The organism is Collinsella aerofaciens (assembly GCF_964243765.1).
Lineage (GTDB): Bacteria > Actinomycetota > Coriobacteriia > Coriobacteriales > Coriobacteriaceae > Collinsella > Collinsella aerofaciens_BU.
Genome location: NZ_CAXTGI010000010.1, coordinates 59910 through 85651 on the forward strand (window position 1 = coordinate 59910; position 25742 = coordinate 85651).

18 protein-coding genes are annotated in these 25742 nt (G+C 59.5%); 14 read left to right on the top strand and 4 right to left on the bottom strand.

The features are described from left to right. Positions 1-305 precede the first annotated feature (305 nt). The 6 genes from ACESSC_RS07835 (at position 306) to nifJ (ending at position 9161) form a co-directional block, all read left to right on the top strand. Positions 306-626: a YbaB/EbfC family nucleoid-associated protein gene (locus ACESSC_RS07835; protein WP_006235174.1), complete on the top strand. Its 321-nt coding sequence runs from the start codon at positions 306-308 to the stop codon at positions 624-626. A gap of 13 nt (positions 627-639) precedes the next feature. Further along, on the top strand, positions 640-1236 hold the full coding sequence (gene recR, locus ACESSC_RS07840; protein ID WP_373162329.1) for a recombination mediator RecR: 597 nt from the start codon (positions 640-642) through the stop codon (positions 1234-1236). A gap of 245 nt (positions 1237-1481) precedes the next feature. Next, positions 1482-2387, top strand: a complete 906-nt coding sequence (locus tag ACESSC_RS07845; RefSeq protein WP_373162331.1) for a hypothetical protein — start codon at positions 1482-1484, stop codon at positions 2385-2387. Continuing rightward, on the top strand, positions 2384-4228 hold the full coding sequence (locus tag ACESSC_RS07850; protein WP_373162333.1) for a serine/threonine protein kinase: 1845 nt from the start codon (positions 2384-2386) through the stop codon (positions 4226-4228). Before ACESSC_RS07845 ends, ACESSC_RS07850 begins: the two co-directional genes overlap by 4 nt. A gap of 3 nt (positions 4229-4231) precedes the next feature. Continuing rightward, positions 4232-5170: an FHA domain-containing protein gene (locus ACESSC_RS07855; protein WP_022094220.1), complete on the top strand. Its 939-nt coding sequence runs from the start codon at positions 4232-4234 to the stop codon at positions 5168-5170. Positions 5171-5621: 451 nt separating this feature from the next. After that, entirely contained in the window at positions 5622-9161 is a 3540-nt protein-coding gene (nifJ, locus tag ACESSC_RS07860; protein ID WP_117655974.1) for a pyruvate:ferredoxin (flavodoxin) oxidoreductase, read from the top strand. Between the two features lie 278 nt (positions 9162-9439). Here nifJ and ACESSC_RS07865 read toward each other — a convergent pair whose 3' ends face one another. After that, on the bottom strand, positions 9440-10801 hold the full coding sequence (locus tag ACESSC_RS07865; RefSeq protein ID WP_373162335.1) for an ATP-binding protein: 1362 nt from the start codon (positions 10799-10801) through the stop codon (positions 9440-9442). A 660-nt stretch (positions 10802-11461) separates the two neighbouring features. Between ACESSC_RS07865 and arcC (ACESSC_RS07870) the strand changes: the two genes are divergently transcribed. Further along, complete coding sequence (arcC, locus tag ACESSC_RS07870) at positions 11462-12424, top strand: carbamate kinase (protein WP_006235166.1); 963 nt, start codon at positions 11462-11464, stop codon at positions 12422-12424. 147 nt (positions 12425-12571) lie between these two features. Here the strand turns inward: arcC (ACESSC_RS07870) and ACESSC_RS07875 are convergent, their stop codons facing one another. Both ACESSC_RS07875 and ACESSC_RS07880 read right to left on the bottom strand, forming a co-directional pair. Further along, on the bottom strand, positions 12572-13222 hold the full coding sequence (locus ACESSC_RS07875) for a LexA family transcriptional regulator (RefSeq protein ID WP_117648557.1): 651 nt from the start codon (positions 13220-13222) through the stop codon (positions 12572-12574). A 1-nt stretch (position 13223) separates the two neighbouring features. Beyond that, positions 13224-14474, bottom strand: a complete 1251-nt coding sequence (locus tag ACESSC_RS07880; protein WP_158558657.1) for an arginine deiminase — start codon at positions 14472-14474, stop codon at positions 13224-13226. Positions 14475-14751: 277 nt separating this feature from the next. Between ACESSC_RS07880 and ACESSC_RS07885 the strand changes: the two genes are divergently transcribed. The 4 genes from ACESSC_RS07885 to arcC (ACESSC_RS07900) all read left to right on the top strand — a co-directional run bounded on the left by ACESSC_RS07885 (position 14752) and on the right by arcC (ACESSC_RS07900) (position 19554). Further along, on the top strand, positions 14752-16188 hold the full coding sequence (locus ACESSC_RS07885) for a YfcC family protein (protein ID WP_373162338.1): 1437 nt from the start codon (positions 14752-14754) through the stop codon (positions 16186-16188). Positions 16189-16230: 42 nt separating this feature from the next. After that, positions 16231-17475, top strand: coding sequence for an arginine deiminase (locus tag ACESSC_RS07890; protein ID WP_373162339.1), 1245 nt, complete (start codon positions 16231-16233; stop codon positions 17473-17475). A gap of 85 nt (positions 17476-17560) precedes the next feature. Beyond that, on the top strand, positions 17561-18568 hold the full coding sequence (argF, locus tag ACESSC_RS07895) for an ornithine carbamoyltransferase (RefSeq protein WP_117584179.1): 1008 nt from the start codon (positions 17561-17563) through the stop codon (positions 18566-18568). 23 nt (positions 18569-18591) lie between these two features. Then, entirely contained in the window at positions 18592-19554 is a 963-nt protein-coding gene (arcC, locus tag ACESSC_RS07900) for a carbamate kinase (protein ID WP_271728905.1), read from the top strand. A 435-nt stretch (positions 19555-19989) separates the two neighbouring features. Here the strand turns inward: arcC (ACESSC_RS07900) and ACESSC_RS07905 are convergent, their stop codons facing one another. Then, a complete protein-coding gene (locus ACESSC_RS07905; RefSeq protein ID WP_373162340.1) occupies positions 19990-20991 on the bottom strand; it encodes a C39 family peptidase in 1002 nt (333 codons plus the stop codon). A gap of 355 nt (positions 20992-21346) precedes the next feature. Between ACESSC_RS07905 and ACESSC_RS07910 the strand changes: the two genes are divergently transcribed. From ACESSC_RS07910 to ACESSC_RS07920, 3 genes are all read left to right on the top strand, one after another. After that, positions 21347-22798 (top strand): APC family permease, encoded by a 1452-nt coding sequence (locus tag ACESSC_RS07910; RefSeq protein ID WP_117735418.1) that lies wholly within the window; start codon positions 21347-21349, stop codon positions 22796-22798. A 131-nt stretch (positions 22799-22929) separates the two neighbouring features. Then, complete coding sequence (locus ACESSC_RS07915; protein WP_055252079.1) at positions 22930-24207, top strand: metal-dependent hydrolase family protein; 1278 nt, start codon at positions 22930-22932, stop codon at positions 24205-24207. Between the two features lie 112 nt (positions 24208-24319). Then, entirely contained in the window at positions 24320-25711 is a 1392-nt protein-coding gene (locus tag ACESSC_RS07920; RefSeq protein ID WP_253274619.1) for a sensor histidine kinase, read from the top strand. The last annotated feature ends 31 nt before the right edge of the window (positions 25712-25742 follow it).

Genomic DNA, 25742 nt, shown 5'->3' on the forward strand with positions numbered 1-25742 from the left:
TTATACCCTGCCATCATGAGCGCCGCCTCGAGCAGCGGTTCGGCATTTTGTTATCTAGCTGGATGCAGAAAATGTCGGATTCCGGCTCTACAAGATTTAGCTTTCAATATTATGCAGATGCGAATTATTCAACTTCGCATAATCTTTGGGTGCGGTTTGCACTCCAGGACATGTATATCGACTGAGGTAGCGTGTCCGCCCCGCTTGCTTGCCCCGCGCCGTGGTACGATTTTTGAGTTTGAAAGTCCCGCCGTGCTCCGGCTGCCCTTGCAGCTCGGCGTGCGGCCGCACGTAAAGGAGCCGTCATGGCCGGTATGAACATGCAGCAGATGATGAAGCAGGCCCGCAAGATGCAGGAGCAGCTTGCCGCCGCGCAGGAGAACCTCAAGTCCCAGACCGTCGATGCCTCTGCCGGCGGCGGTATGGTCAAGGTGACCGTTAACGGCGAGATGGAACTCGTCAACCTCACCATCGATCCCGATGCCCTCGATCCCGAGGACGTCGATATGCTGCAGGACATGATTATGGCTGCCGTCAACGAGGCCGTTCGCGGCGTCAACGAGCTCGCCAACAAGCAGATGGGCGCCATCACCGGCGGCCTCAACATCCCGGGCATGCCGTTCTAAGACGCGCATATATATGAGTGCCAACCATAGCCTGCAAAAATTGCTCGATGAGCTGGGTCGCCTGCCGGGCATTGGCCCTAAGTCGGCTCAGCGCATCGCCTATTACCTGTTGGAGGCTGACGCCGAGGAGGCGCGCCGCCTGGCCGAGGCCATCCTGGAGGTTAAGCAGGAGGTTCACTTTTGCAGCCGCTGCTTTAACTACGCCACGGCCGACGAGTGCTCCATCTGCCAGGATTCGATGCGCGACACCACTCGCATTTGCGTGGTGGGCGAGCCGCGCGACGTCCAGGCAATCGAGCGCACGGGCAGCTACCATGGCCTGTACCATGTGCTGGGCGGCGTGATCAGTCCCATGGACAAGATTGGCCCCGAGCAGCTGCACATTCACGAGCTGCTGGCACGCTTGGGCCACGAGGACATCCACGAGGTCATCATCGCCACCAACCCCAATATTGAGGGCGAGACCACGGCGAGCTACCTGGCTCGCACTATCAAGCCGCTGGGCGTTGAGGTGTCGCGTCTGGCGAGCGGCCTGCCCGTGGGCGGCGACCTGGAGTATGCCGACGAGCTTACGCTTGGGCGCGCCATCGAGGCCCGTCGCACGATTTAGGTGGCGAGCCTGCTCCTGCCGTATGTTTTCCTCGCGACGCACGGGGTAGTCATAATTTCCCCGTGCGACTGTAAGTTTGTTGTGCAACAAAGATGCTTTGTATCCGCTTATCGCATGGATGCTTCCACTCGCATCCTTAATTTGCCCATTCGTTGCGCAACCTTTTGGGTTCGCTGATACACTCAAATATGGATTCGAATGAATGCGCCGCTCCCGAGCGGCGTGTTTTTGTTGGAGGAGAACGCATGCGGCCCGGTGGCACTCAGACAAAGCGCGGCGTCGCGGTGCGCATGCGACGCCGACTGGGCTTGGCGCCTCGGGCGTACGCGCTGCTGTCGTGCTCGCTGGTGCTGGTCATAGCTGGCGTTTCTGCCTATGGCATGACCGTGCCGTCCATGATACAGGCACATGCCGCATGCGAACCGCGCGTAGGGCATGAGGTCAAAAGTGATCTGGGCACCACGACTGGATATGCTTGGGCAAGTGTGGTCGCGCATATTGTGTTTGGCGCCGACGACGCGGACGGCGCCGAGGCCCCGGACAACGAAGTCACGCTTGCCAATGGCAAAACCATCGTGCTCACCAACACCAAGATCATCGATCGGTTGTCCAACAATAGCGTGGCGGCAACGGTGAATAAGGTCGAGCGGCAGAAGGAGCAGGACGCCCAGCAGTCCGGAAAGCCCGGTAGCTCGGATACTTCTGGCTCCGGCTCGGATTCGTCGAGTTCGGGCGGCGGCTCTGGGTCGGGTTCCTCTGCCGGAGGGTCTGGAAACGGCGGCTCGACGGGCGGCAACGCTGACAACGATGCAAACTCCGGTGGCCTTTCCGCTGCTGAGGAAGAGAGCATTCACAGTTGGCTTGTGACCAAGTACAACATGCTCGACGGCTATGTTTCTCGTGCCAATGACGTGGTCTCGACCTATAACTCTACGGGAGATCCCAGGCCGTGCGACAGCTTGGTCGGGGAGATGTTTGTCATTCGAGCCGAGTTCGGTCGTCAGACATTCTCGCCCCGGTCAAAGTGGTATCAGCAGTATGCCAATCTGTGGGGCTGTTACACCAACCTATGTCAATGGGTCGGCCATTACGGCGATGATGACGTCGCGCTCGGTAACTTCAACAATAACGTGGCGGCGCTTGCCCTATGATGACCGATCTTGCATCCACCACACCACAATCGCTCGGTCGCGATCCCATGGTCGGCCTGCGCCTGGCGCGTGTCGACGGGTTTGAGCCGGCCATTGCGCTCGGTCAGGACGAACTGCCTGCCTATCTGCGTCGTTTTACGATACTGTTTGCCGACGATGCCACCATGCGCCGTGGCGGTATCGGCCGCGTGACGCGTGCCGTCAACGCCCAAGGCGAGGCCGTAGCACTCAAACAGCTCATCTTGCCGACGCGCGATGAGTTTGACGACGATGCCGCCCATGAGGCGCTGGTCGCCAAGTTCAAAGCGGCATTTCGCGAGGAATATGAATGCCATCGCGCCCTTTCGGGCCTTAAGGGCTTTCCCCGCCTCTATGGCTGGGGCGAGGTTGACGGTGTGCCTGCAATTGTCATGGAATGGGTCGAGGGCGAGACGCTCGCCCGCTTGCGCTCGCGCTTTGCCGTTGACGATGCCGGCCGCCTATCGCCGCTTGTGGCGGCGCGCTTGGGGCGCGACCTGTTCGACTTGCTCTGCCGCATGAGCCTGGTGGGGGAGGGCTTTGTCCATCGCGATATCTCGCCCGCTAATATTATGGTGCGTACGGCGCGTCTACCGCTTGACCGGCAGCTTGCCGAGGGCACCTTTGACCTGTGCCTGATCGACTTTGGCTCGTCGCTGGCGCTCGATCCTGCGTCGGCCGTGGCCGGTACCGGCGGCAAGGCGTCGTTTACGGAGCGCTATGCCACGCTGCGTCGCGCGACGGTGGCCTACGCTCCGCCCGAGATGCTCACCGACGATATTCCCGACCTGCGCGCTTTGCGTATGTCGCCGGCGATCGACGTCTATGCCGCGGCAAGCACGGTTTACGAGCTCATTGCCGGCGTCGCGCCATACGAAGCCGCGCCGAGCACTTCGGGCACCTCGGGTTCGCGCAAAAAGACGCGCGACATCGCGAGCCCCTACCGTCTCAAGATGGACACGCGGCCCGACTATCCCATTGGTGCCCATGCGCCCGGTTGTGATTTGACTCAGCTGCTTCGTCGTGAGCCCGATGTGGCGCTCGCCGCGGCCGAGCAGGCCCAGCAGCTGGGGCTTGAGCCGGATTCCGAGGAACTACGCGATGCGCTGGCGTTTGTCGATGCCCAGCTGTTCGACGTGGTGATGGCCTGTCTGTCCAGCCATCAAAAAGATCGTCCCGAGCCGGCGGCGGTCGAGGCGGCACTCTCGGCGTTTTGTGACCACTATGCGCAAAATGTCGGTCGTTCGCTCCGCGGCGAGCCGCTCACGCCGTGCCCCATGGATGCGTCCGGCCGCGCGGTTCGTCGCGCGCTGATGGTCGGCGCGGCGGTCGTCTGCGGCGTGGTTTGGGCTGCGGTCGTGGTTTCGGCCGCGCTGCTGGCGTCGGGCGCTCGCGTGACGGCGACTTTGGGATCGCTCGTGTGGTCTGGGTCGCTACCGGGTGTTATTGCCGCACTGGCGCTGGCGCTGCCAGGCATGGCCGGCGTTGCCGCGGGGGCACTTGCGCGCGATCGGCGCTCGGGGTTCCTGCAGGGTGTGCTTGCGCTTTCTGCCTGCGAGGTTCCGGTGCTGGTTGTGACTGCATGTAGCGTATTCTCTCAACGCGCCGTGATGGGCGGCCTTGTTGCCGCTCTGATTGCAACCTATACGCTTACGTGGTTTTTGCTTGCGATGGGCTTTGCCTTTGAACTTCCCGTTTCGGCACCGCGACGCACAAAAGCCCAGATGGCGACTCCGCTTGCCGGTGGAGCCGCAGCTGCCCGTACTTTTGGCGGACCTGTCGAAGTATCGTCCGATTCTATTTCTACGACCAAGGAGGCCTAGGTCATGGCATCTCAAGTTGAGCTCACCCCATGCGGGGCCATGTTTGACATCTTTAAGCGCGCGGCGCATCTGAGCCATATCGAGCTGTGCGGCTTGGTGCTTTCGTCCCGTCCGCTCGCCGACGGCCGCAGCCCGCAGAGCCGGGCCGCCGATCGCTCTTGGGTTTCCCGCTTTATCGTTCGCGCGCCGGTCGGCACGCTTCAGCAGCGCTACTTTGCCGAATACGGTACCTCGGCTGCGCGTATTATGTCGCAACTGGCCCTGCGCCAGCGAAATCCCATGGACTCCACGGCTGTGATCAATATGGTGTGCGGTCCTGCAGGTGAACCGATGGTACGCGCGCTCGAAGAGTGCCACCAGGACACGAATCTCTATCGCAACGCGCTCGATCGCCTGTCCCAGGCGGCGGAACTCATGCCCGCCGAGCGCGCCGAGGCCGTGCTCGTGCTGTTTGTCGCCGTCGGTTGTTCGGCGGATGTGCGGTCCTCGGTGAACTATGCCATTGACTACGCGCACGCGACCTGTGGCGGAGGCACCTCCACGCCGCGTTCGCTTGGCATGTCGATGACCGCAGGCGAGCGCGAACCCGCCCCGGCGCACCCCTTGGGCTTGCTGCGCGTGCAAAATAGTTTTGTCGTGAGCGCCCCGCGCTGGATTCAGCCGAGTGAGCAGGGTGTTGAGATTGGCGCGCTGGCCACTGGTGAGGGCGATATTACCGACGTCGGCGACGATGTCTCGGCCCGCCATGCCCATATCTGGTGCGATGCTCAAAATATCTGGCACGTCGAGGACTTGTCGTCCACCAACGGAACCGTGGTGGTAAACGGGGCCACGCGCGTCTGCATTCAGGTCGAGCCCGGCCGTTCCGCCCAACTCAATCCCGGCGACGAGCTCAAGCTCGGCGAATCCACTACCTACGCCATCCTCTTCGGTGCCCTCTAGCCGGCAGATAGGGACGTTCCTTTCCTGCCGGCACTTTGGGACGCTCCTTGGCGCGCCAGAGCCAGTCGCCCGGGGATGGAGGGACCATTTTTGCCCTTGGCAGTCACCCAAGGTAAACCTTTACCGCCCGCCTATATTTGCCGAAATTACACTTGAAGGCGGGGTACAATAAACCCGCATGCGGATTTCCGTTGCGGGCGCTTCCCATCGCCGGGGCGTGCCCGGGAGCATCCGGCATGCGGCCTTTGCGGCGCTCGGTCATGTGCAAGACGGGCGGTCGGGTCTGTGGGGCGCATCAGTTGCCCCTCGCCTCGGCATGTCTTCTCTCCACGCCACGTACCTGCTGCTGAGCCTGCCTGCCAGATGATTGGAAGCAACAGCGTAAATCCCATCACGCCAACATCCCGGCGATCGCCGGGGCCTGTATACCTATATGAGAGGAGAGGGGTATATGGCGCGTAAGTTTAAGTCTATGGACGGCAACGAGGCGGCCGCATATGTTTCGTATGCGTACACCGAGGTAGCGGGAATCTATCCCATTACGCCGTCCAGCCCGATGGCCGACCATGTCGACCAGTGGGCGGCCCAGGGTCGCAAGAACATCTTCGGCACCCCGGTCAAGGTCGTCGAGATGGAGTCCGAGGCAGGTGCGGCCGGTACCGTTCACGGTTCGCTGGGCGCCGGTGCTCTGACCACCACCTACACGGCTTCTCAGGGTCTGCTCCTGATGATCCCGAACATGTACAAGATCGCGGGCGAGCAACTCCCGGGCGTCTTCCACGTCTCCGCGCGTTGCGTCGCTTCCCACGCCCTGAACATTTTTGGCGATCACTCCGACGTCATGGCCTGTCGTCAGACCGGCTTCGCCATGCTCGCCGAGGGCAACGTCCAGGAGGTCATGGACCTCTCGCCGGTGGCTCACCTTGCCGCCATCGAGGGTAAGACCCCGTTCCTTAACTTCTTCGACGGCTTCCGCACCAGCCACGAGATCCAGAAGGTCGCCATGTGGGACTACAAGGATCTGGCCGAGATGTGCGACATGGACGCCGTCCAGGCTTTCCGCGACCACGCGCTCAACCCTGAGCACCCGCACACCCGCGGCAGCCACGAGAACGGCGATATCTTCTTCCAGAACCGTGAGGCCTGCAACAAGGTCTACGACGAGCTTCCCGCCGTCGTCGAGGGCTACATGAAGAAGATCAACGAGAAGCTCGGCACCGATTACGGTCTGTTCAACTACTACGGCGCTCCCGATGCCGACCGCGTCGTCGTGTGCATGGGCTCTTTCTGCGACGTGCTCGAGGAAGTCATCGACTACCTCAACGCTCACGGCGAGAAGGTCGGCCTGGTCAAGGTTCGTCTGTTCCGTCCGTTCTCCATCAAGCACTTCGTCGACGTTCTCCCCGAGACCGTCCAGAAGATCGCCGTCATGGACCGTACCAAGGAGCCGGGTTCCATCGGCGAGCCGCTCTACCAGGACGTCGTCTCCGCTCTCTACGAGGCTGGCAAGACGGGCATCAAGGTTGTCGGCGGCCGTTATGGTCTGGGCAGCAAGGACACGCCTCCCGCGTCCGCGTTCGCTGTCTTCGAGGAGCTCAAGAAGGACGAGCCCAAGCGTGAGTTCACCATCGGCATTGTCGATGACGTGACCAACCTGAGCCTGCCCGAGGCCGAGGATGCGCCCAACACCGCAGCCCCCGGCACCATCGAGTGCAAGTTCTGGGGTCTGGGTGGCGACGGTACCGTCGGCGCCAACAAGAACTCGATCAAGATCATCGGCGACCACACCGACAAGTACGTCCAGGCCTACTTCCAGTACGACTCCAAGAAGACCGGCGGTGTCACCGTCTCGCACCTGCGCTTTGGTGATTCCCCGATCCGTTCGCCGTACTACGTGACCAAGGCCGACTTTGTCGCCTGCCATAACCCCAGCTACATCGTTAAGGGCTTCAAGATGGTCCGCGACGTCAAGCCGGGCGGCACCTTCCTGGTCAACTGCCAGTGGAGCGACGAGGAGTTCGCCGAGCATATGCCCGCCGTGGCCAAGCGCTACATCGCGAACAACAACGTCAACGTGTACCTGATCGACGCTATCGACCTGGCGGCCAAGGTCGGCATGGGCAAGCGCACCAACACGGTGCTCCAGTCCGCCTTCTTCGCGCTGGCCAAGGTCCTGCCCGCCGAGGACGCCCTGCAGTACATGAAGGACGCGGCCACCAAGTCCTACATGAAGAAGGGCCAGGCCATCGTCGACGCCAACCACAAGGCCATCGATGCCGGCGCTACCGCCTTCCGTAAGTTCGAGGTTCCGGCCGACTGGGCTACCGCCGAGGATGCCGCTCCCGTCGAGCTCTCCGAGGAGACCAAGTCCGCTATCGCCCAGCAGGTCAAGAACCTGCTCGAGCCCATCGATCGCATGGACGGCGACAGCCTGCCTGTTTCCGCCTTCGTCGATTGTGCCGACGGCCAGTTTGAGCTGGGCGCCTCCGCATACGAGAAGCGCGGCGTCGCCGTGGTCGTTCCCCACTGGGACGAGACCAAGTGCATCCAGTGCAACCAGTGCGCCTACGTGTGCCCGCATGCCACCATCCGTCCGTTCGCGATGACCGAGGACGAGGCTGCCGCCGCGCCCGAGGCTACCCGCACGCTCGACGCCATGGGCCCCAAGGCCAAGGGCATGAAGTTCACCATGGCTGTGTCCCCGCTCGACTGCATGGGTTGCACCAACTGCGTCAAGGTCTGCCCCAAGGGCGCCCTCGAGATGGTTCCCACCGAGCAGGAGATGGACCAGCAGCCCGTTTGGGACTACATGGTCGAGAACGTCTCCGAGAAGAAGGAGCTCATCGCGGCCAACGTCAAGGGCAGCCAGTTTAAGCAGCCCTACCTGGAGTTCTCTGGCTCCTGCGCCGGCTGTGCCGAGACCGCCTATGCACGTCTGGTGACCCAGGTCGCCGGCGACCGCATGTTCATCTCCAACGCCACCGGCTGCTCCTCCATTTGGGGCAACCCCGCTGCCACCGCTCCTTACTGCAAGGACAAGGACGGTCACGGCCCGGCGTGGAACAACTCCCTGTTCGAGGACAACGCCGAGCATGGTCTGGGCATGGCCGTTGGCTATGAGGCCGTTCAGCACAAGCTGATCGCCGCTACCCAGGACATCATCGCTGCCGATGGTCCGTCCGACGAGCTCAAGGCCGCCGGTCAGGCTTGGATCGACTCCGTCAATGACGCCGAGGCCTCCAAGACCGCTGCCGCTGCCTACGTTGCCGAGCTCGAGAAGTGTGGCTGCGATGCTTCCAAGGCGATCCTCGCCGACAAGGCTTACCTCACCAAGAAGTCCTTCTGGATCTTCGGCGGCGACGGTTGGGCCTACGACATCGGCTTCGGTGGCCTGGACCACGTCCTGGCTTCCGGCCACAACGTCAACGTCTTCGTCTTCGACACCGAGGTTTACTCCAACACCGGTGGTCAGGCCTCCAAGGCCTCGAACCTGGGCCAGGTCGCTCAGTTCGCCGCTGCCGGTAAGGTGACCAAGAAGAAGTCTCTGGCCGAGATTGCCATGAGCTACGGTTACGTCTACGTGGCACAGGTTGCCATGGGCGCCAACCCGGCTCAGACCCTCAAGGCTATCCACGAGGCCGAGGCCTACGACGGCCCGTCCCTCATCATCGGCTACAGCCCCTGCGAGATGCACTCCATCAAGAAGGGCGGCATGCAGAACTGCCAGGCCGAGATGAAGAAGGCTGTCGAGTGCGGTTACTGGAACCTCTTCCGCTTCAACCCCGAGGCTGCTGCCGGCAAGAAGTTCTCGCTCGATTCCAAGGAGCCCGCGGGCGGTTATCAGGAGTTCCTGATGAACGAGGCCCGTTACGCTTCGCTGACGCGTTCCTTCCCCGAGCGCGCCGAGGAGCTCTTCAAGGAGAATGAGCAGGCCGCTATGGACCGCTATCAGCACCTGCTGAAGCTCAAGACGGTGTACAACGAGGCCTAGGTCTCCCACCGCAGGATCTGAGGGCTAACCTTCGCGGACGTCCTCGGACATGAAAGAACCCCCGCTGCGCACTACGTGCGGCGGGGGTTCTTTCGTCCTGCGGAGTGTCCGCGAAGGTTAGCCCTCAGATCCTGCTACGACTACGTCCTCGGATTGTGTGGGCTGATGAAGGACGTGGCTGATGGGGTGCCTTGTTCCGGTCGCTGTTTCGCTGCTTTGCCGCGAAACCACGCGCTGCTTTGGGAATAGAGGGGGACCTGGTTGCGGACCCAGATGGCCTAGAGGGATATGGGTGCAAACGAGAAATCGTTGTTGGGGTCGTCCTTTTCCATAAACTCATCGAGGCAGAATGTCATATAGATTGGAACGTACAGGACCTTGCCCTCTTTGCTGAGGTTCTCGTGGCTTAGCACAACGGCCTCGGGGATTTTGTACTCGCTCACGCTCATCAGACGGTCGAGGGCCGCATGGGCTCGAACCTTCTTGCCCGATTTGACCTCGATTGGGACAACGTGCCCGCGAGTGCCTTCGATCACAAAGTCAACTTCGCCGACCTCGCGTGTCTGGTAGTACCATGCATCAGTTCCAAGGGCGACAAGCTCCTGCGCGACCACGTTCTCATAGAGACCGCCGAGGTTGGGGGTTTTCATATCAAGGTAGACAGCGCGTGCCGTGCTGCCGGGATACCGTGATGCGAGCATGCCTGTATCAGACTCGTATAGTTTAAAGGCGGTCGCCTTCTCTGTCCTCTTAAGAGGACTTCGGGCCTCCGTCACCTGGGCGACCATCAAACCGACGCCCGCGTTCACCAGCCATAGGAAATCCTGCTCGTATTTTTGAAGGCGAGCCCCCCCGCCCAGGGATGAAACAACAAAGCGATGGGACTCCGCCTCAAGCTGAACGGGAATTTGTTCGAAAATCGCGCGAACGTTAAACGCTCGAGTCGATGCATATTTAGAGATATCACTTTTGTACTGATCGACCAGCTGAATTTGAAGCTCACGCGTCCTCACGAGTGAATAACCCGAATCGATATAGTTCTGTACGACCTCCGGCATGCCGCCGCAAACGATATAAGCTCTAAAGTTTTTGAGCATCGCCTCATGAATATAGTTTTCGACGGGACGCCTCTCGACAAGGCAGCTGCGGATGTCTGCAAGCACATTCTCGCTGATGCTGTTTGCCCAACAAAACTCTTCAAAATCCATTGGCCGCATAACAATGTGCTCGACATACCCCACCGGGAAAGAAGAGATCCCCTTAAACTCAGTCCCAAGCATAGACCCCGAGAAGACATAGCTAAAGCGCCCGTCCTCGACCAACGCCTTCATGAGCGTGACGATCTGCGGATACTCCTGTATTTCATCGACAAAGATAAGCGTATCTCCCTCAACAAGCGGTGCATCCGCAAGAAGGGCCACGCGGTTGATAAAGTCAACGGCGTTCTTAGCGCCAATGAGCACATCTCTTGCCTCGGCATCGAGCAGCAAATTGGCCTCAAAATACGACGCGTAGTTGTCTTTACCAAACGCGCGAATCGCATAGCTCTTGCCAATTTGACGCGCACCGGTAACAAGCAATGCCTTATGAGAGTTATTTTTCCAGTTCAAAAGCCTGTTAGTGACCTTACGGCGTAGCATTAAAACACCTCATTGACAAAAATTGGCAAATAGATTTGCCCCTAATCATACAAAAATTGGCAGATAGGAATGACCAAAATCATACAAAAATTGGCAGATAGCAAAGATTCGCTTAGGTCCCAGAGCCATCGAGCCGGCGCGGTGCCATGCAAAAAGACTGGGGACGCCGCTGATGTTCTCGATTGCCTGGGCGCGCAGGAGCGAGAGGGCGTCGACGGCGTTCATGCAATACCCGACGGTAAAGTTCTATACTGCAAACTCACAGTCGCTTGCCGCAAAGTGAAGCGCGATTGGCTATCCCTTTTGTTGGATGAAAAGCCCCGTGTTATTGCAGGGGTGCATACTTGTCTTGCAAGTGCATAGAATCTCGTATAGTGCGAGTAAATAATTGCAGTGTCCGTTATGTGTTTAGCAAAGATATAGTTTGCATAATCCAGCCTAATCTCTGCTCTAATTAAATAAAGTCGCACGTAGATGACGTAAACATGTGTGAGCTGGGCTTCTTTACGCTGAGCGGGTAAAAACGACCGTTCACCGTTAAACTATTTTCAAAATGAATAAAATGAGCGATAAAGAGAATATAAACCTTAATAAACTCGCGTATCGCACGGACGCGGGTTATTAATGGGTTGTAGGCCTTTTACAGAAAGGATTCCAGCAATGTCTAAGCCTCTTGGCAAGCCCGATCGTATTGTCGTCGCCCTTGGCGGCAACGCCCTCGGCAACAACCCCGTCGAGCAGATCGAGGCCGTGAGCAACACCGCCCACGCCCTCCTCGGTCTCATCGAGCAGGGCAACGAGATCATCATCACCCACGGCAACGGCCCGCAGGTCGGCATGATCCAGAACGCCTTCGCCGCCGCCCACGACGCCATCGGCACCCCCGAGATGCCGCTGCCCGAGTGCGGCGCCATGTCCCAGGGCTACATTGGCTATCACCTGCAGCAGGGCATCGGCCGCGAGATGCACAAGCGCTACAAGCGCTGGCACGCCGCCACCGTCGTCACCCAGATCGAGTGCGACCCGGACGACCCCGCGTTCAAGAACCCGACCAAGCCGATCGGCCCCTTCTACACCGAGGAGCAGGCCAAGGAGTTCATGGCCGAGGATCCCTCCAAGGTATTCGTCGAGGATTCCGGCCGCGGCTGGCGTCGCGTCGTCGCCTCCCCCGACCCCAAGAAGATCGTCGAGGCCGACTCCATCCTCAACCTGCTCGACAACGAGTTCATCGTCATCGCCTGCGGCGGCGGCGGCATCCCCGTCGTCCGCGACTACGAGAACAAGGGCTGCTACAAGGGCGTCCCCGCCGTCATCGACAAGGACCTGGGCGGCGAGCTGCTGGCCGAGGACTGCGACGCCGACGTCCTGTTCCTGCTGACCGCCGTCGAGCATGTCGCCATCAACTTCGGCAAGCCCAACCAGGAGGAGCTCGAGGACCTCACCGCCGACGAGGCCGAGCGCCTGGCCGACGAGGGCCAGTTCGGCAAGGGTTCCATGGAGCCCAAGGTCCGCGCCGCCATCAAGTTCGCCCGCTCCCGCAAGGGCCGCACCTGCATCATCGGCGCCCTGGACAAGGCCGCCGAGACCATGGCCGGTCTCTCCGGTACCCGCATCCACGAGTAGTCTCTACTCCGTTGCCTCTCTCGTGGGCGCCAGGCAAAGCGCCCACAAACTAGCCTCTCTTCATGAGCCCCGCAGTCCGCTCCGACTGCGGGGCTTTTGCTGTTTGGAGCGCGAGCAAATGAGGAAGGCGAATAAGAGCCAATCTGATTAGATGCTCAGGTCATGGGATGCCTGAAACCAGACGATGACTCCGAGAATCCTGATTCGGCGTTTGTCCAGCACAATATCCGGTTCCGACGTGCGATATGAGTAGGATGACAGCATCACTGTGTTCGTGCCGGTGCTATATCGCCGTATGACCATTCTGGAATTATCGGCCAAGGCGATGACGGAGCATCCGTTCCAGGGTTTCAGGTTGGGGTCCACCAGGAGAAGGGATCCTATCGGATAGCATTTGGACATGGCAGATGTGTCCATTTGAACAAAAAAGCACCCGCGATGGTTTTTGAATACGGATGAGGGGAGCGCCGTTGTTCCGGTCTGCTTAAGTCCCGTTCTGCCTCCATTCATCTGGATTTTAAATACATCGCAAAGGGAGTCAGTAGTAGTTTCCTTGGATTTCCGCTTCTGCCCCTCGTAGTCGAGCTTTGCGGCAAGCCCTGCGGTTTCAGATGTGAGATCGTCGAGCGGCAGATTGAATTTCGATACGATCTTGAGCAATGTTGACCGGCGGATGGCATAGCGGTCCTTTTCCCAACGGCATACCGTTTCTTTGGAGACGCCGATGAGTGCCGCGAACTCCTCTTGCGTGAGCTGCTCGCGCTTGCGAAGAGCCTTTATGTTTTGACCCGTTCCCATGTTATGAAGCGCGGACGAGGGGAAGGCAGAGGCAGCTGGGGCCGCCAAAGCCGTTTGTCAGCTCAAAGATAGAGATGGGCACAAGTTCAATGCCCGCCTGCTCCAGTGCTTTGTTAGTCTCGGCGTTCTCTTCGTATACGCAGACCTTGCCGGGCTCCAGGCAAAGGGTGCTTATGGCATTGTTGGTTCTTTCGACCTCCGCCGCTCCGGGATTTGAACCGCCGCAAGGGATGAATTGCAGCGAGCTTGAACCCAGGGCTAATCTCAAGGCTTCTTTCAGCCCACCTTCGACATGGCGCGCCCGGGTTGTCCTTTCCGATCTGCCCCGTGTAATGCGGTAGACTCGCGCTTGATCGAGAAGCTCCCGGGCTACGAGGAATGTCTCGTAGCCAACACGAGTGAAGTATGTGTCGAGATGAATGCAGAGATCATCGTAGGGAACCTGAATGGCCCATACGGACTCAATAGTTGAGCGCTCATCCCAGAGCAAGTTATTTGCTAGGGTATCTATCGCTGCCGGCTCGGTTCGTTGGGATATACCAACGGCAACGTTCTCGCTATTGAGGTTGTGCAGGTCGCCGCCTTCAATGTGGTAAGTCGATTCATGCTTGAAGAACTGAGGGATCTCGCGGAAATCCGGGTGATAGCTAAAAATCGTTTTGTAGGCGATAACCTCACGGTTGCGCTCTGACCAGTACATATGGTTGAGCGTGACACCTTCGCCGATGACGCTCGCCGGATCGCGCGTGAACCACATGGTGTTAAGGGGGCCTACGAGAAGGTCGTCAGGCGAATATGCGTCTCCTGTCAGTTTTGCGAGGCTGAACATCTCTTTATCCGTGTCAAAGACCTGGGAATAACGGATGCCGTTGACGGCCGCTTGGGCCAGAGCGCGGGAGCCCTCGATGTGCTCGAGGTAATCGCGAATAGCGGACTCGAGCTCAATGCCGCACGCGCCGCATTCTCTAATGAAGCTATCGATAAAGGAGCGACGCGCTTGGTCTGTCGCATCAAGGGCTTCGGTAAGAAGGTTTTCAAGATAGAGAATCTCTACTCCTTCGCGCTCGAGCATCGCCGAGTAAGCATGATGCTCCTTGAGAGCCTTTTCAAGATCGAATGAGCTGCTAGACGGGCGTAGCGTAAAGACTTGATTGAACTGCCCGTCGGGGTAATTGCGCGTTTCGGAGCCGGGGCAGTGCAGGAGGGCCTTTTTTAGCTTTCCTATTTCGTTTTGAACATGTAGTGCGGACATAAGACCTCGCTTTGGCGATGAGTATTGATTGCTTCCATAGTGGCACATTACGAGATTGATTCAATTTACATCATATTTGTCACAGGAGAATGGCATGAACAAGGCTAGTAATTGATGTTAAACATCTATTTAAAGAGACAATTGACGAATTACATCAATCTGGAATCCGTTTACGGGTCGATGTGCTTCGTTGGCGGGCGAAGAGACGGAAGGGTGTTTTGCGCGATGACACAATGGCTTTGCCGGCAACGAAAAACCCCTGAATTAAGGAGGAGAGATGGCAGAGACAGAAAAGAAGCGCACTCTTCGAGTCCCGCACGTGTACACCATCATTCTCGTCTTGATGGCCGTATTTGCCGTTCTGACCTGGGTCGTGCCTTCGGGTTCGTTTGAGCGCCAGGAGGTTAACGGTCGCGAGGTAACGGTCTCGGGCACCTATGAGCCTGTCGATAAGGTCTATACGGACGAGGACGGCAACGAGGTCGATCTTCGCCAAGGCATCTTCGAAGTACTTGAGGCCCCTGCGATCGGCATCCAGCAAGCGGTCGAGGTCGTTGCATTCATTATGATCGTGGGAGGTTCCTTCCAGGTCATCACGGCGACCGGAGCCATCACGAGCGGCGTCGCCCGAGTGGTGAAGAAGTTCAAGAGCAAGGACGTCCTCATCATTCCGATCCTAATGGTGCTTTTTGCTTTGGGCGGCAGCACCTTTGGTATGGCAGAGGAGACGCTTCCGTTCTTTGCGATTCTTATGCCGATCATGATGGCCATGGGCTTCGACTCAATTACAGCGTTCATGACGGTGTTTGTGGGTGCCCGTATCGGATACATCGCATCTACCGTAAACCCGTTCAACGTCCTGATTTCCCAGGGCATCCTCGGTATCCAGGGCAACCCCCAGCTTTGGTTGCGTACTATCGCCCTTGTCGTGCTCACTGCAGTTGCCATCGCATGGGTTGTGATGTATGCCCTCAAGGTTAAGAAGAATCCCGAGGCATCCCCAGCTTTCCACGATGATATCGAGAAGCGCAAAGAGTTTGGTGCGGACGAGAATCTCCTCGATAGCGAGTTCACCGGTAGGCAGAAAGCCGTTATGGTTATTTTCGTGCTTGGACTTGCCGCCATCATTTGGGGTCTGGTGGCCCAGGGCTGGTACATGAACGAAATCTCTGCGTTTTTCTTGGCCATGGCCCTTCTTTCGGGTGTTGTTTCCGGGATGAATGAGAAGGAGATCGCTGGCGAGTTCGTTAAGGGAATTGCAGACTTCGCGTTCTCTGCCATCGTTGTTGGCCTCGCCCGCGGAATCCTCGTAATCGCCAATGACGGCCTCATCATCGATACGATTCTCAACACGCTCGCCACGGCTCTCTCCGGAGTTCCGGCAGTTATCTTTACGAGCATTCTCTATGTCGTGGATAACCTTCTGTCGATCCTCGTTCCGAGCTCCTCGGGCATCGCTGCTCTTACGATTCCCATTTTCGGCCCGCTTGTTGAGCTGATGGGCTTAAACCCCGAGGCCGCAGTTACTGGTCTTTCCATGGGCAGCGCGGCCATGTCTCTCATTTCGCCAACAAGCGCGATGCTCGTTGCCGGTCTTGGCGTCTGCAAGATTCCGCTAGGCCAGTGGTGGAAGGTCGCTTGGAAATTCTTCCTGGTCGTAAGCGTTATCTGCATGGCATTCACTGCGGTTTCGGGTCTTATCCCCCTGCCGTAAATGCAAAACCCCACATACAAGTTGTGAGAAAGAAGGATAGAGATGAACAAAGGACTGAACGTTCATAGCGAGATTGGCGCCCTCAAGAAGGTGTGCGTCCATCGCCCCGGTATGGATCTTGTAAACATGAAGGCGGAGGATTTCGACCGCGTTTGGATTCACGACGCGTTCTATCTGGACTATGCCCAGAAAGAGCACGATCAGTTTACCGACCTTCTTCGCGGCGCTGGCGCCGAGGTCGTCTATATGGAAGAGCTGCTCGCTGAGACGTTTGACAAAGTCGAGGGCACTCGCGCAGAGTTCATGACGAAGTTCATGGGTGAGTCCGGCATCTCCAACGCGGCCCTTCGCCAGGCCGTTGTCGAGAAGCTTGATTCGATTAAGGACAACAAGGAGTTTGTCCTTGCTGCCATGGGCGGCCTCTACGTTCGCGACCTCGAGATCCCCAAGGTTGGCGGTTCTCTTGCCAGTATGGACGGCGAGGAGTTGAAGGCTGACGATATGGTGCTGTTCCCCATGCCGGCCTCGTATTTCTCCCGTGACCCTCTGGCTGTCGTGGGCAAGGGCGCTACCATGAACCGCATGTACTGGAATCAGCGCAACCGCGAGGTAATCTTCTACGAAACGGTGCTCCGCAACCATCCCGATTATGCCGGTAGCCCCATCTGGTACGACCACAACAGCGAGTGGCATATCGAGGGCGGCGATATCCTCAACATCAACGCCAAGACGCTCGCCATCGGTATTTCCGAGCGCACCCAGACTGCAGCCATCGATGAGCTCGCCAAGAATATGTTCTGGGGTTCCGATGAGGCCGAGATCGAGAACATCTATGCCATCAAGATCCCGCACGGCTACGCCTACATGCACCTCGACACCGTCTGCACGCAGGTCGATCGCGATAAGTTCACGGTCTATCCCGGCATCTACCAGACGCTTCGTGCCTACCGCCTGACCAAGGGCGATGCAGAGGGGGAGGTGCATATCGAGGAACTCGAGGGCACCCTGCGGCATATCCTCGAGCTTGCGACGGGTATGGACCATATCACCATGATTGAGTGCGGTGGCGGCGATCCGATCGAGGCTTCCCGTGAGCAGTGGAACGATGGTTCCAACACTCTTGCGGTCGCACCGGGCAAGGTCTGCGTGTATGAGCGCAACGTTGTCACCAACGATGCTCTTTACAAGGCTGGCGTCGAGCTGCTCGTCGCTCCCTCCGAGGAGCTTTCTCGCGGTCGCGGCGGCCCGCGCTGCATGACCATGCCGTTCTGGCGTGAGGAAATCTAGTCAGCGTTAGCGTATCTGGGCGGCGCGTGTGGTCTGCGCCGCCCATCCCTCCTTGTGTGTTCCAACAATCGAAAGGACTCAAATCATGGCTCTTAATCTTTCTGGTCGAAGCGTTCTTACCCTGCTTGACTTTACGTCCGAGGAAATCGAGTACATGCTCGACCTCTCAAAGAACTTCAAGGATATGAAGCGCGCCGGTTATCCGCACCGCTTTCTCGAGGGCAAGAACATTGTCCTGCTGTTTGAGAAGACCTCAACGCGCACGCGCTGTGCCTTCGAGGTCGGCGGTATGGACCTGGGTATGGGTGTGACCTACCTCGACCCCGGCTCGTCGCAGATGGGCAAGAAAGAGTCCATCGAGGATACCGCCCGCGTGCTCGGTCGCATGTATGACGGTATTGAGTATCGCGGCTCCGACCAGTCGATCGTCGAGGAGCTTGCCGCCAAGGCTGGCGTTCCCGTCTGGAACGGTCTGACCAACGAGTACCATCCCACCCAGGCCCTTGCCGACATTCTTACCATGCGTGAGGAGTTTGGCGACACGCGCGGCATGAAGCTCACCTATATGGGCAAGGAGCAGGGTAACGTCAGCGACTCCCTGATGGTTATCTGCGCCAAGCTCGGCATTAACTTCTGCTCCTGCGGACCCAAGGGCGATGTCGAGGGCGCCACGCACTTCGATCCCGAGCTTCTTGAGCGCTGCCAGGAGATCGCCGCTCAGAATGGCTGCACGATCCAGCTCACTGAGGATATCGACGAGGGCGTCAAGGATGCAGACGTGATCTATACGGACGTTTGGGTCGGTATGGGTCAGGCTGAGGAGCTGTGGAAGAGCCGAATCGATCTTCTCTCTCCCTATCGAGTAACGCCCGAGGTCATGGCCAAGGCAAACCCCGGCGCCATCTTTATGCACTGCCTGCCGAGCTTCCACGATACGCAGACCACCATCGGCGCCGAGATTGCCGAGAAGTTCGGCGTGACCGAGATGGAGGTTTCCGACGAGGTCTTTGAGAGCGCGCAGTCTCGTGTGTTCCAGGAGGCCGAGAACCGCATGCATACCATTAAGGCCATGATGTACGCGACGCTTCGCTAGTAGCTGGGAAGTGAACGAATACTATGAGTAAACCGTACGGTAAGCCCGACCGCATCGTTGTCGCCCTTGGCGGCAACGCCCTCGGCAACAACCCCGTCGAGCAGATCCAGGCCGTGAGCAACACCGCCCACGCTCTCCTTGGTCTTATCGAGCAGGGTAACGAGATCATCATCACCCACGGCAACGGCCCGCAGGTCGGCATGATCCAGAACGCCTTCGCCGCCGCCCACGACGCCATCGGCACCCCCGAGATGCCGCTGCCCGAGTGCGGCGCCATGTCCCAGGGCTACATTGGCTATCACCTGCAGCAGGGCATCGGCCGCGAGATGCACAAGCGCTATAAGCGTTGGCACGCCGCCACCGTCGTCACCCAGATCGAGTGCGACCCGGACGATCCCGCGTTCAAGAACCCGACTAAGCCGATCGGCCCCTTCTACACCGAGGAGCAGGCCAAGGAGTTCATGGCCGAGGATCCCTCCAAGGTATTCGTCGAGGATTCCGGCCGCGGCTGGCGTCGCGTCGTCGCCTCCCCCGACCCCAAGAAGATCGTCGAGGCCGACTCCATCCTCAACCTGCTCGACAACGAGTTCATCGTCATCGCCTGCGGTGGCGGCGGCATCCCCGTCGTCCGCGACTACGAGAACAAGGGCTGCTACAAGGGCGTCCCCGCCGTCATCGACAAGGACCTGGGCGGCGAGCTGCTGGCCGAGGACTGCGACGCCGACGTCCTGTTCCTGCTGACCGCCGTCGAGCACGTCGCCATCAACTTCGGCAAGCCCAACCAGGAGGAGCTCGAGGACATCACCGCCGACGAGGCCGAGCGCCTGGCCGACGAGGGCCAGTTCGGCAAGGGTTCCATGGAGCCCAAGGTCCGCGCCGCCATCAAGTTCGCCCGCTCCCGCAAGGGCCGCACCTGCATCATCGGCGCCCTGGACAAGGCCGCCGAGACCATGGCCGGTCTCTCCGGTACCCGCATCCACGAGTAGTCTCTACTTCGTTGCCTCTCTCGTGGGCGCCAGGCAAGACGCCCGCAAACTAGCCTCTCTTCATGAGCCCCGCAGTCCGCTCCGACTGCGGGGCTTTTGCTATTCACCTAGTCATTGGGGACAAACCCGGCACTTGGGGACGGTCCTTTCCTGCCGGCAGCTTGGGACAGTCCTTAAAGGCCACTGTCGATCAACTGCGGAAAGTGCATCCCAGGATGAACGTCCAAAACGGGATCTAGTTTCCCTTGAGGTCCTCAACGGGAAAATGCATCCCGGAATTTGGCCGAAAAGCGGGATGTTGTTTCCCAAACGGACCGCTAGCGGAAAGCGCATCTCACCATTGAGTTCCAAAGTGGGATGCGCTTTCCGTACCGGCGGTTCCTGGCAATCTGGGACTACTCATTTAAGTCTGTCCCCAATGAGTGTCCCCAATGACTAGTAGTAGGCCCACATGGCTTCGATTTCGTTGAGGACCTCCACCACGCCCCAGCGGCGGGCGCTGCGGCTGGCCGAGTTGGGGTCGTAGACGCCAATCTGGTTGGCATCGTCGATGCCGTAGAGCACGATATAGTGGCCTACGTTGGTAAACGTGCCGGGGCGCACTGCGGCGATGACGGGCGCACCCGAGCGAAGTGCTTGGGTAATCGATTTGCGATTGTTATAGAGCTGTGTTCCGTTGAGCCCCAGCTGCCACGCACCGCCTGTCATAAACGACCACTCGGTGGCACCAGTGGGGGCGTAGTTGCCGGCTTCGGCCAGTGCGCATATATCGACCGGCGTCTTATCGGTGTGGCCGGTCTTAAAGATATAGACCATGGTGAGGCAAGTGGGGCCGCAAGCGTTTTCGCGAATAGTGCCACCGGCATAGGGCAGCTCCGACCATGCGGGGTCAATTTGGTAGATGTGGGGCATGGTGCCGGCCTGCCATTGCGAGCGTGGGGTCGAGAACGCAAAGGAGTAACCGGGCGCGACGGGAGCTTTAAGCAGCTTGTCCTCGGCAGTGGGCTCAAGACCGGCTGATCCGTGCGAGATACAGGATCCCAAAAACACAAAGACGAGGCAGGCGGCAATGGAGCAAAGCGCAAGGCGTAGACGGCGGGCTGGAAGTGCGTGGCTTGTGGTGTGCGACGCGGGGCGAGGGGCGGAATTGCCGCGATTGCGTTGAGGTGGCGAAAAGGAGCGCTTAACGTAGTGGTCGGTCGTACGGCAATCGTAGCGGCGCGGCTGCGATGTGTCGGTCTGGCGTTGGCGTGTGCTCGTGCTCACGCGGTCTGACTGCTGCGCGGTACGGCTTTGTTGCCGAGAAGAAGCCCCGGGCTGCTCTTGGGGGCGCTGCTGGTTGCCGTTGTCGGAGGTGCTTCTGGGCGTTGGCGTGGTGCGGCCGGCAAGGCGCACGCTTTGTGGCCGTTGGTCGCCGTCATTGTATCCGTATGCCATTCGAATCACCTTGCCTCGTGTGTAACTTGTCTATCCTACATAAAAAGATGCACGACACATGGGTATGTGCGCCAAAAGCCTGACAAATGGTATGAACGTTGCCGCGCCGCGCGCCAAGCGTCACGGCAACAGGTATTCAAAAGCAGACAAGATGAAAGCGTCCAGGACGAATGACGTCTCCCGCCGTTCGTCCCAAAAACGGTGCCGCTCGTTTTGCAGTTCTGCCTTCGGTCGAGCTGCGAGCGGCGCTGCTGCGCCAAGGCCGTATCTTAAAGCCATGGAATAAAAGCGCGCGGCAAAACGGACCGCGCAAGGGGTGACGCCAGGGGGCGTCAAAAAGGAAAGGAGGGGAACAATGGCGGACAAGAACGCAGAAGTTGCAGTCGAGGACAACGGCGGCATGAAGAAAACGCTTTCGCTCTGGAACTTCTTCACCATCGGTTTCGGTGCCATCATCGGTACCGGTTGGGTTCTGCAGGTCGGCGACTGGATGGTCGTGGGCGGCGGTCCCGTTCCCGCTATGATCGCATTCCTCTTGGGTGCAATCTTCCTCGTGCCCGTCGGAGCTGTTTTCGGTGAGCTCACGGCTGCTATCCCCATCTCGGGCGGCATCGTCGAGTATGTCGATCGTAGCTTTGGCCGTACGATGAGCTACATCACCGGCTGGCTCCTGGCCCTGGGCAACGGCATCCTGTGCCCGTGGGAGGCCATCGCCATCTCGACCCTCGTGTCCGAGATGTTCGGCAGCCTGCCCGGCCTTGAGTGGCTGCGCGCCGTCAAGCTCTACACCATCCTGGGCGCCGACGTTTACCTGTTCCCGACGCTAATCGCGCTCGGCTTTGCGACCTACGTCATCTTCCTCAACTTCCGCGGTGCCAGCTCGGCCGCCAAGCTGCAAGCCTTCCTGACCAAGGCCCTGCTCTGCGGCATGCTGCTCGCCATGGGCGTCTCGCTGTTCACCGGCTCGCCGGACAACGCCATGCCCGTGTTCTCCCAGGTCACCGGTGCTGGCGGCGGCAAGCCTGCTACCGAGGGCACCAGCCTGTTCGCAGGCATCGTTTCGGTCCTGGTTCTGACCCCGTTCTTCTACGCCGGTTTCGACACCATTCCTCAGCAGGCTGAGGAAGCGGCCGAGGGCCTCAACTGGAACAAGTTCGGCAAGATCATCTCCCTGGCCCTGCTGGCCGCAGGCGGCTTCTACATGGTCTGCATCTACTCGTTCGGCACCATCCTCGACTGGCATGAGTTTGTTAAGAGCCCGGTTCCCGCGCTTGCCTGCCTCAAGGGCATCAACATGCTCCTGTACCTGGCCATGCTCGTCATCGCCACGCTTGGACCCATGGGCCCGATGAACTCCTTCTACGGCGCCACGAGCCGCATCATGCTCGCCATGGGCCGAAAGGGCCAGCTGCCCGAGAAGTTCGCCGAGGTCGATCCCAAGTCCGGCGCTCCCAAGCTCGCCTGCGTCGTTCTGGGCGTCATCACCGTCGTCGGTCCGTTCCTGGGCAAGAACATGCTCATCCCTCTGACCAACGTGTCGGCTCTCGCCTTCATCTTCTCCTGCGGCATGGTCGCCCTCGCTTGCCTGCGCATGCGCTTCACCGAGCCCGACCTGCCTCGTCCCTACGAGGTGCCCGGCGGCAAGTTTGGCATCAGCCTCGCTATCGTTGCCTGCGGCACCATCATTGGCCTGCTCGTGATCCCGTTCTCTCCCGCCTCCCTCAACATGGTGGAGTGGAGCATCGTGATCGGCTGGTTGGCTGTTGGCCTGGCCCTCATGGCTTTCACCAATTCCCGCAAAAAGTAACGCCTGGCCGGGGCGGATCGGGTGCGCGGAATCCTCTCTCCCGCGCACCGAACCCGGCACCACTTGGGTAGCTTTGTGAGGCCTTAACCCAACACGGCCTCGCCCACTATATGGATCCATAAGGAGGAACCATGTCCACTAAGTATGCAATCGTTGGCGGCAAGCTCATCGACGGTACCGGTGCCGAGCCGGTCGAGAACTCCCTCGTTCTCGTCGACGACAACGGCAAGATCGAGTACGCCGGCACTATGCAGGACCTTCCTGAGGGCGTTGAGGTTATCGATGCCGCCGGCAAGACCGTCCTTCCCGGCCTGATCGACACCCACCTGCACTTCTCGGGCAACTTGACCGACGATGACACCGACTGGGTCATGCAGCCGCTCCTCGAGAAGCAGGCCGTCGCCGTCAAGCAGGCCTACGACTGCCTCACCCACGGCCTCACCACCGTCTGCGAGATCGGCCGCTTTGGTATCCAGATCCGTGACTGCATCGACAAGGGCGTCTTCAAGGGCCCGCGCGTTCTGGCCACCGGCCTTGGCTTCTGCCGCGTTGCCGGCCACGGCGACTCCCACCACTGCAGCCAGGAGCTCAACAAGGAATCGCACCCCTGGGGCGATCAGGTCGACGGTCCTTGGGATCTGCGCAAGGCCGTCCGTCGTCGCCTGCGCGAGAACCCCGATGCCATCAAGATCTGGGCTACCGGTGGCGGCATCTGGCGCTGGGACTCCGGTCGCGACCAGCACTACTGCTCCGAGGAGATCCAGGCCGTGGTCGAAGAGGCAAAGATGGTCGGCATCCCCGTGTGGAGCCACTGCTACAACAACCACGCCGCTGCCTACGATTCCGTTCGCTTTGGCTGCGAGCAGCTGATTCACGGCTTCGATATCGATGAGCGCACCATGGACCTCATGGCCGAGCAGGGCACCTTCTTCACTCCGACGATCGCCTTCCTGCCCACCTGGTACGCCACCTATCCGCCCGTCTACGTCCCCGAGCTGCACGACAAGTACGAGGGCACCCTGGTCGAGAAGGAGCTGCAGCGCAACTACGACTGCCTGCGCGAGGCCAAGAGGCGCGGCGTCGTCATGACGATCGGCTCCGACTCCTTCTCCTTCGTCACCCCGTACGGCACCTGCTCCATCGAGGAGATGTACGAGTTTGTCGACAAGATCGGCTTCACCCCGGTCGAGACCATCACCTGCGCCACCCTCAACGGTGCCAAGATGTGCCACATCGAGGACGAGACCGGTTCCATCGAGGCCGGCAAGTGCGCCGACCTGCTGGTCGTCAACGGTGACGTCGCCGCCGACATCCACGTGCTCAACACCGACAACATGGACGTCATCATGAAGGACGGCTGGATTGTCGAGGCCGGCACCTTCGGCGAGGCAAACAAGTACAGCGCCTAAGCTACCGTTCATCGATGGCTTGATGTAAAACACAGTATTTGATTGCATAATGCAATGGAGAGGGTCGCTTGCGGCCCTCTTTATTGCTATGGGGTGCGTCAGTAAGAAGGAGATGACGGTGGATCTCAATAGGCTGATTCTGGGCAAGAGCTACAACTCTACCAAGGTCTTTCGTACCGCTCAGCATGTGGTTCAAGCCATCTTGCTCGGTATTGTCGTTCCGCTGCTTATCCTGCTGCTCATCTGGGATCTAACCGATAATCCCAATCCTGTTCCGGCCGTTGTCGTCATTGCCGGCTTGGTCATGCTGTGCTTCTTCTTCTCGTACGTCTTTGTCGTTCCCGACGACCTCACATCGAGCGCTACCGACCGCACGCTCGCCATCGCGTCGAAAATATTCGCCTACACGTCGCGCGGCCTTACGCCCGAAGCTGCCCTGGGCGCCTCTAAGATCATCCTGTCCGAAACCATCGCCTCTGCCATCTGCTTTACCGACGGCAAGCAGGTGTTGGCAAGCTGGGGCGAGGACTCGGCAAAATGCCCCGCGGGCACCCCGGTGGTGCTGCGGACCACGCTCAATGTGATCAACAGCGGTGAGCAAAGCGTTTTCTCGCGCGATGCCTCGACCGAGACAGGTGGCTACTTTCCGCGCCTGCGCGCCGGTATTGTCGCACCGCTTACCGTGCGCGGGCATTGCGTGGGTACGCTCGAGCTGTACTATCCCCGCCTGAGCAGCATCGATATGCGCCAGACGGCGTTGGCCTCGGGCTTTGCCGATCTCATTTCCACGCAGCTCGCCAGCTTTGAGCTCGAGCGCCAGGACGAGCTTACGGCCCGCGTGGAGCTGCGCGCCCTGCAGTCGCAGGTCGACCCGCATTTTCTGTTCAATACCATCAGCACTATCGTGTCGCTCGTGCGAACCGAGCCCGACAAGGCGCGATCGCTGCTGATCGACTTTTCCAATTACTATCGTCAGACGCTTTCTGACTCCGATACGCTCACCACGCTCGAGCATGAGGTGGAACAGGGCACTCGTTATATCAATCTTATGCAGGCCCGGTATGGCGACGGCCGTCTGCGCGTTTCGGTCGACATCGACTTTGAGGTGCGCGACAGCATGGTGCCGCCGTTTATCTTACAGCCGCTGCTCGAAAACTGCATCAAGCATGCCCAGCGCGAGACCGAGCCGCTTTCTATTCGTGTTGGGGCTTTTGAGACCGATGACGGTCTGGAGATCATCGTCGAAGATGACGGCATCGGTATGAGCGAAGAAGTCTGCGCGCACCTGTTTGAGCAGCATCGCCGAGAGGAGCCCGAGAGCATTACCGCCGACGGCTCCATCAAGCGAGGCTGCGGCCTGGCGCTCTTCAACGTGCTTCAGCGCATCCATTTCTTTTACGGGGAAGATTCTGGCATGCGCGTGAAGTCCCAGGAGGGCGTGGGGACGCAGGTCATCGTCGAGCTGAACGGCGAGCCGCATGAGCCGGCGCCGATGAAGGTGTAGCGCGCGGTTGGATTGAGAGAAAAAAGAGGGG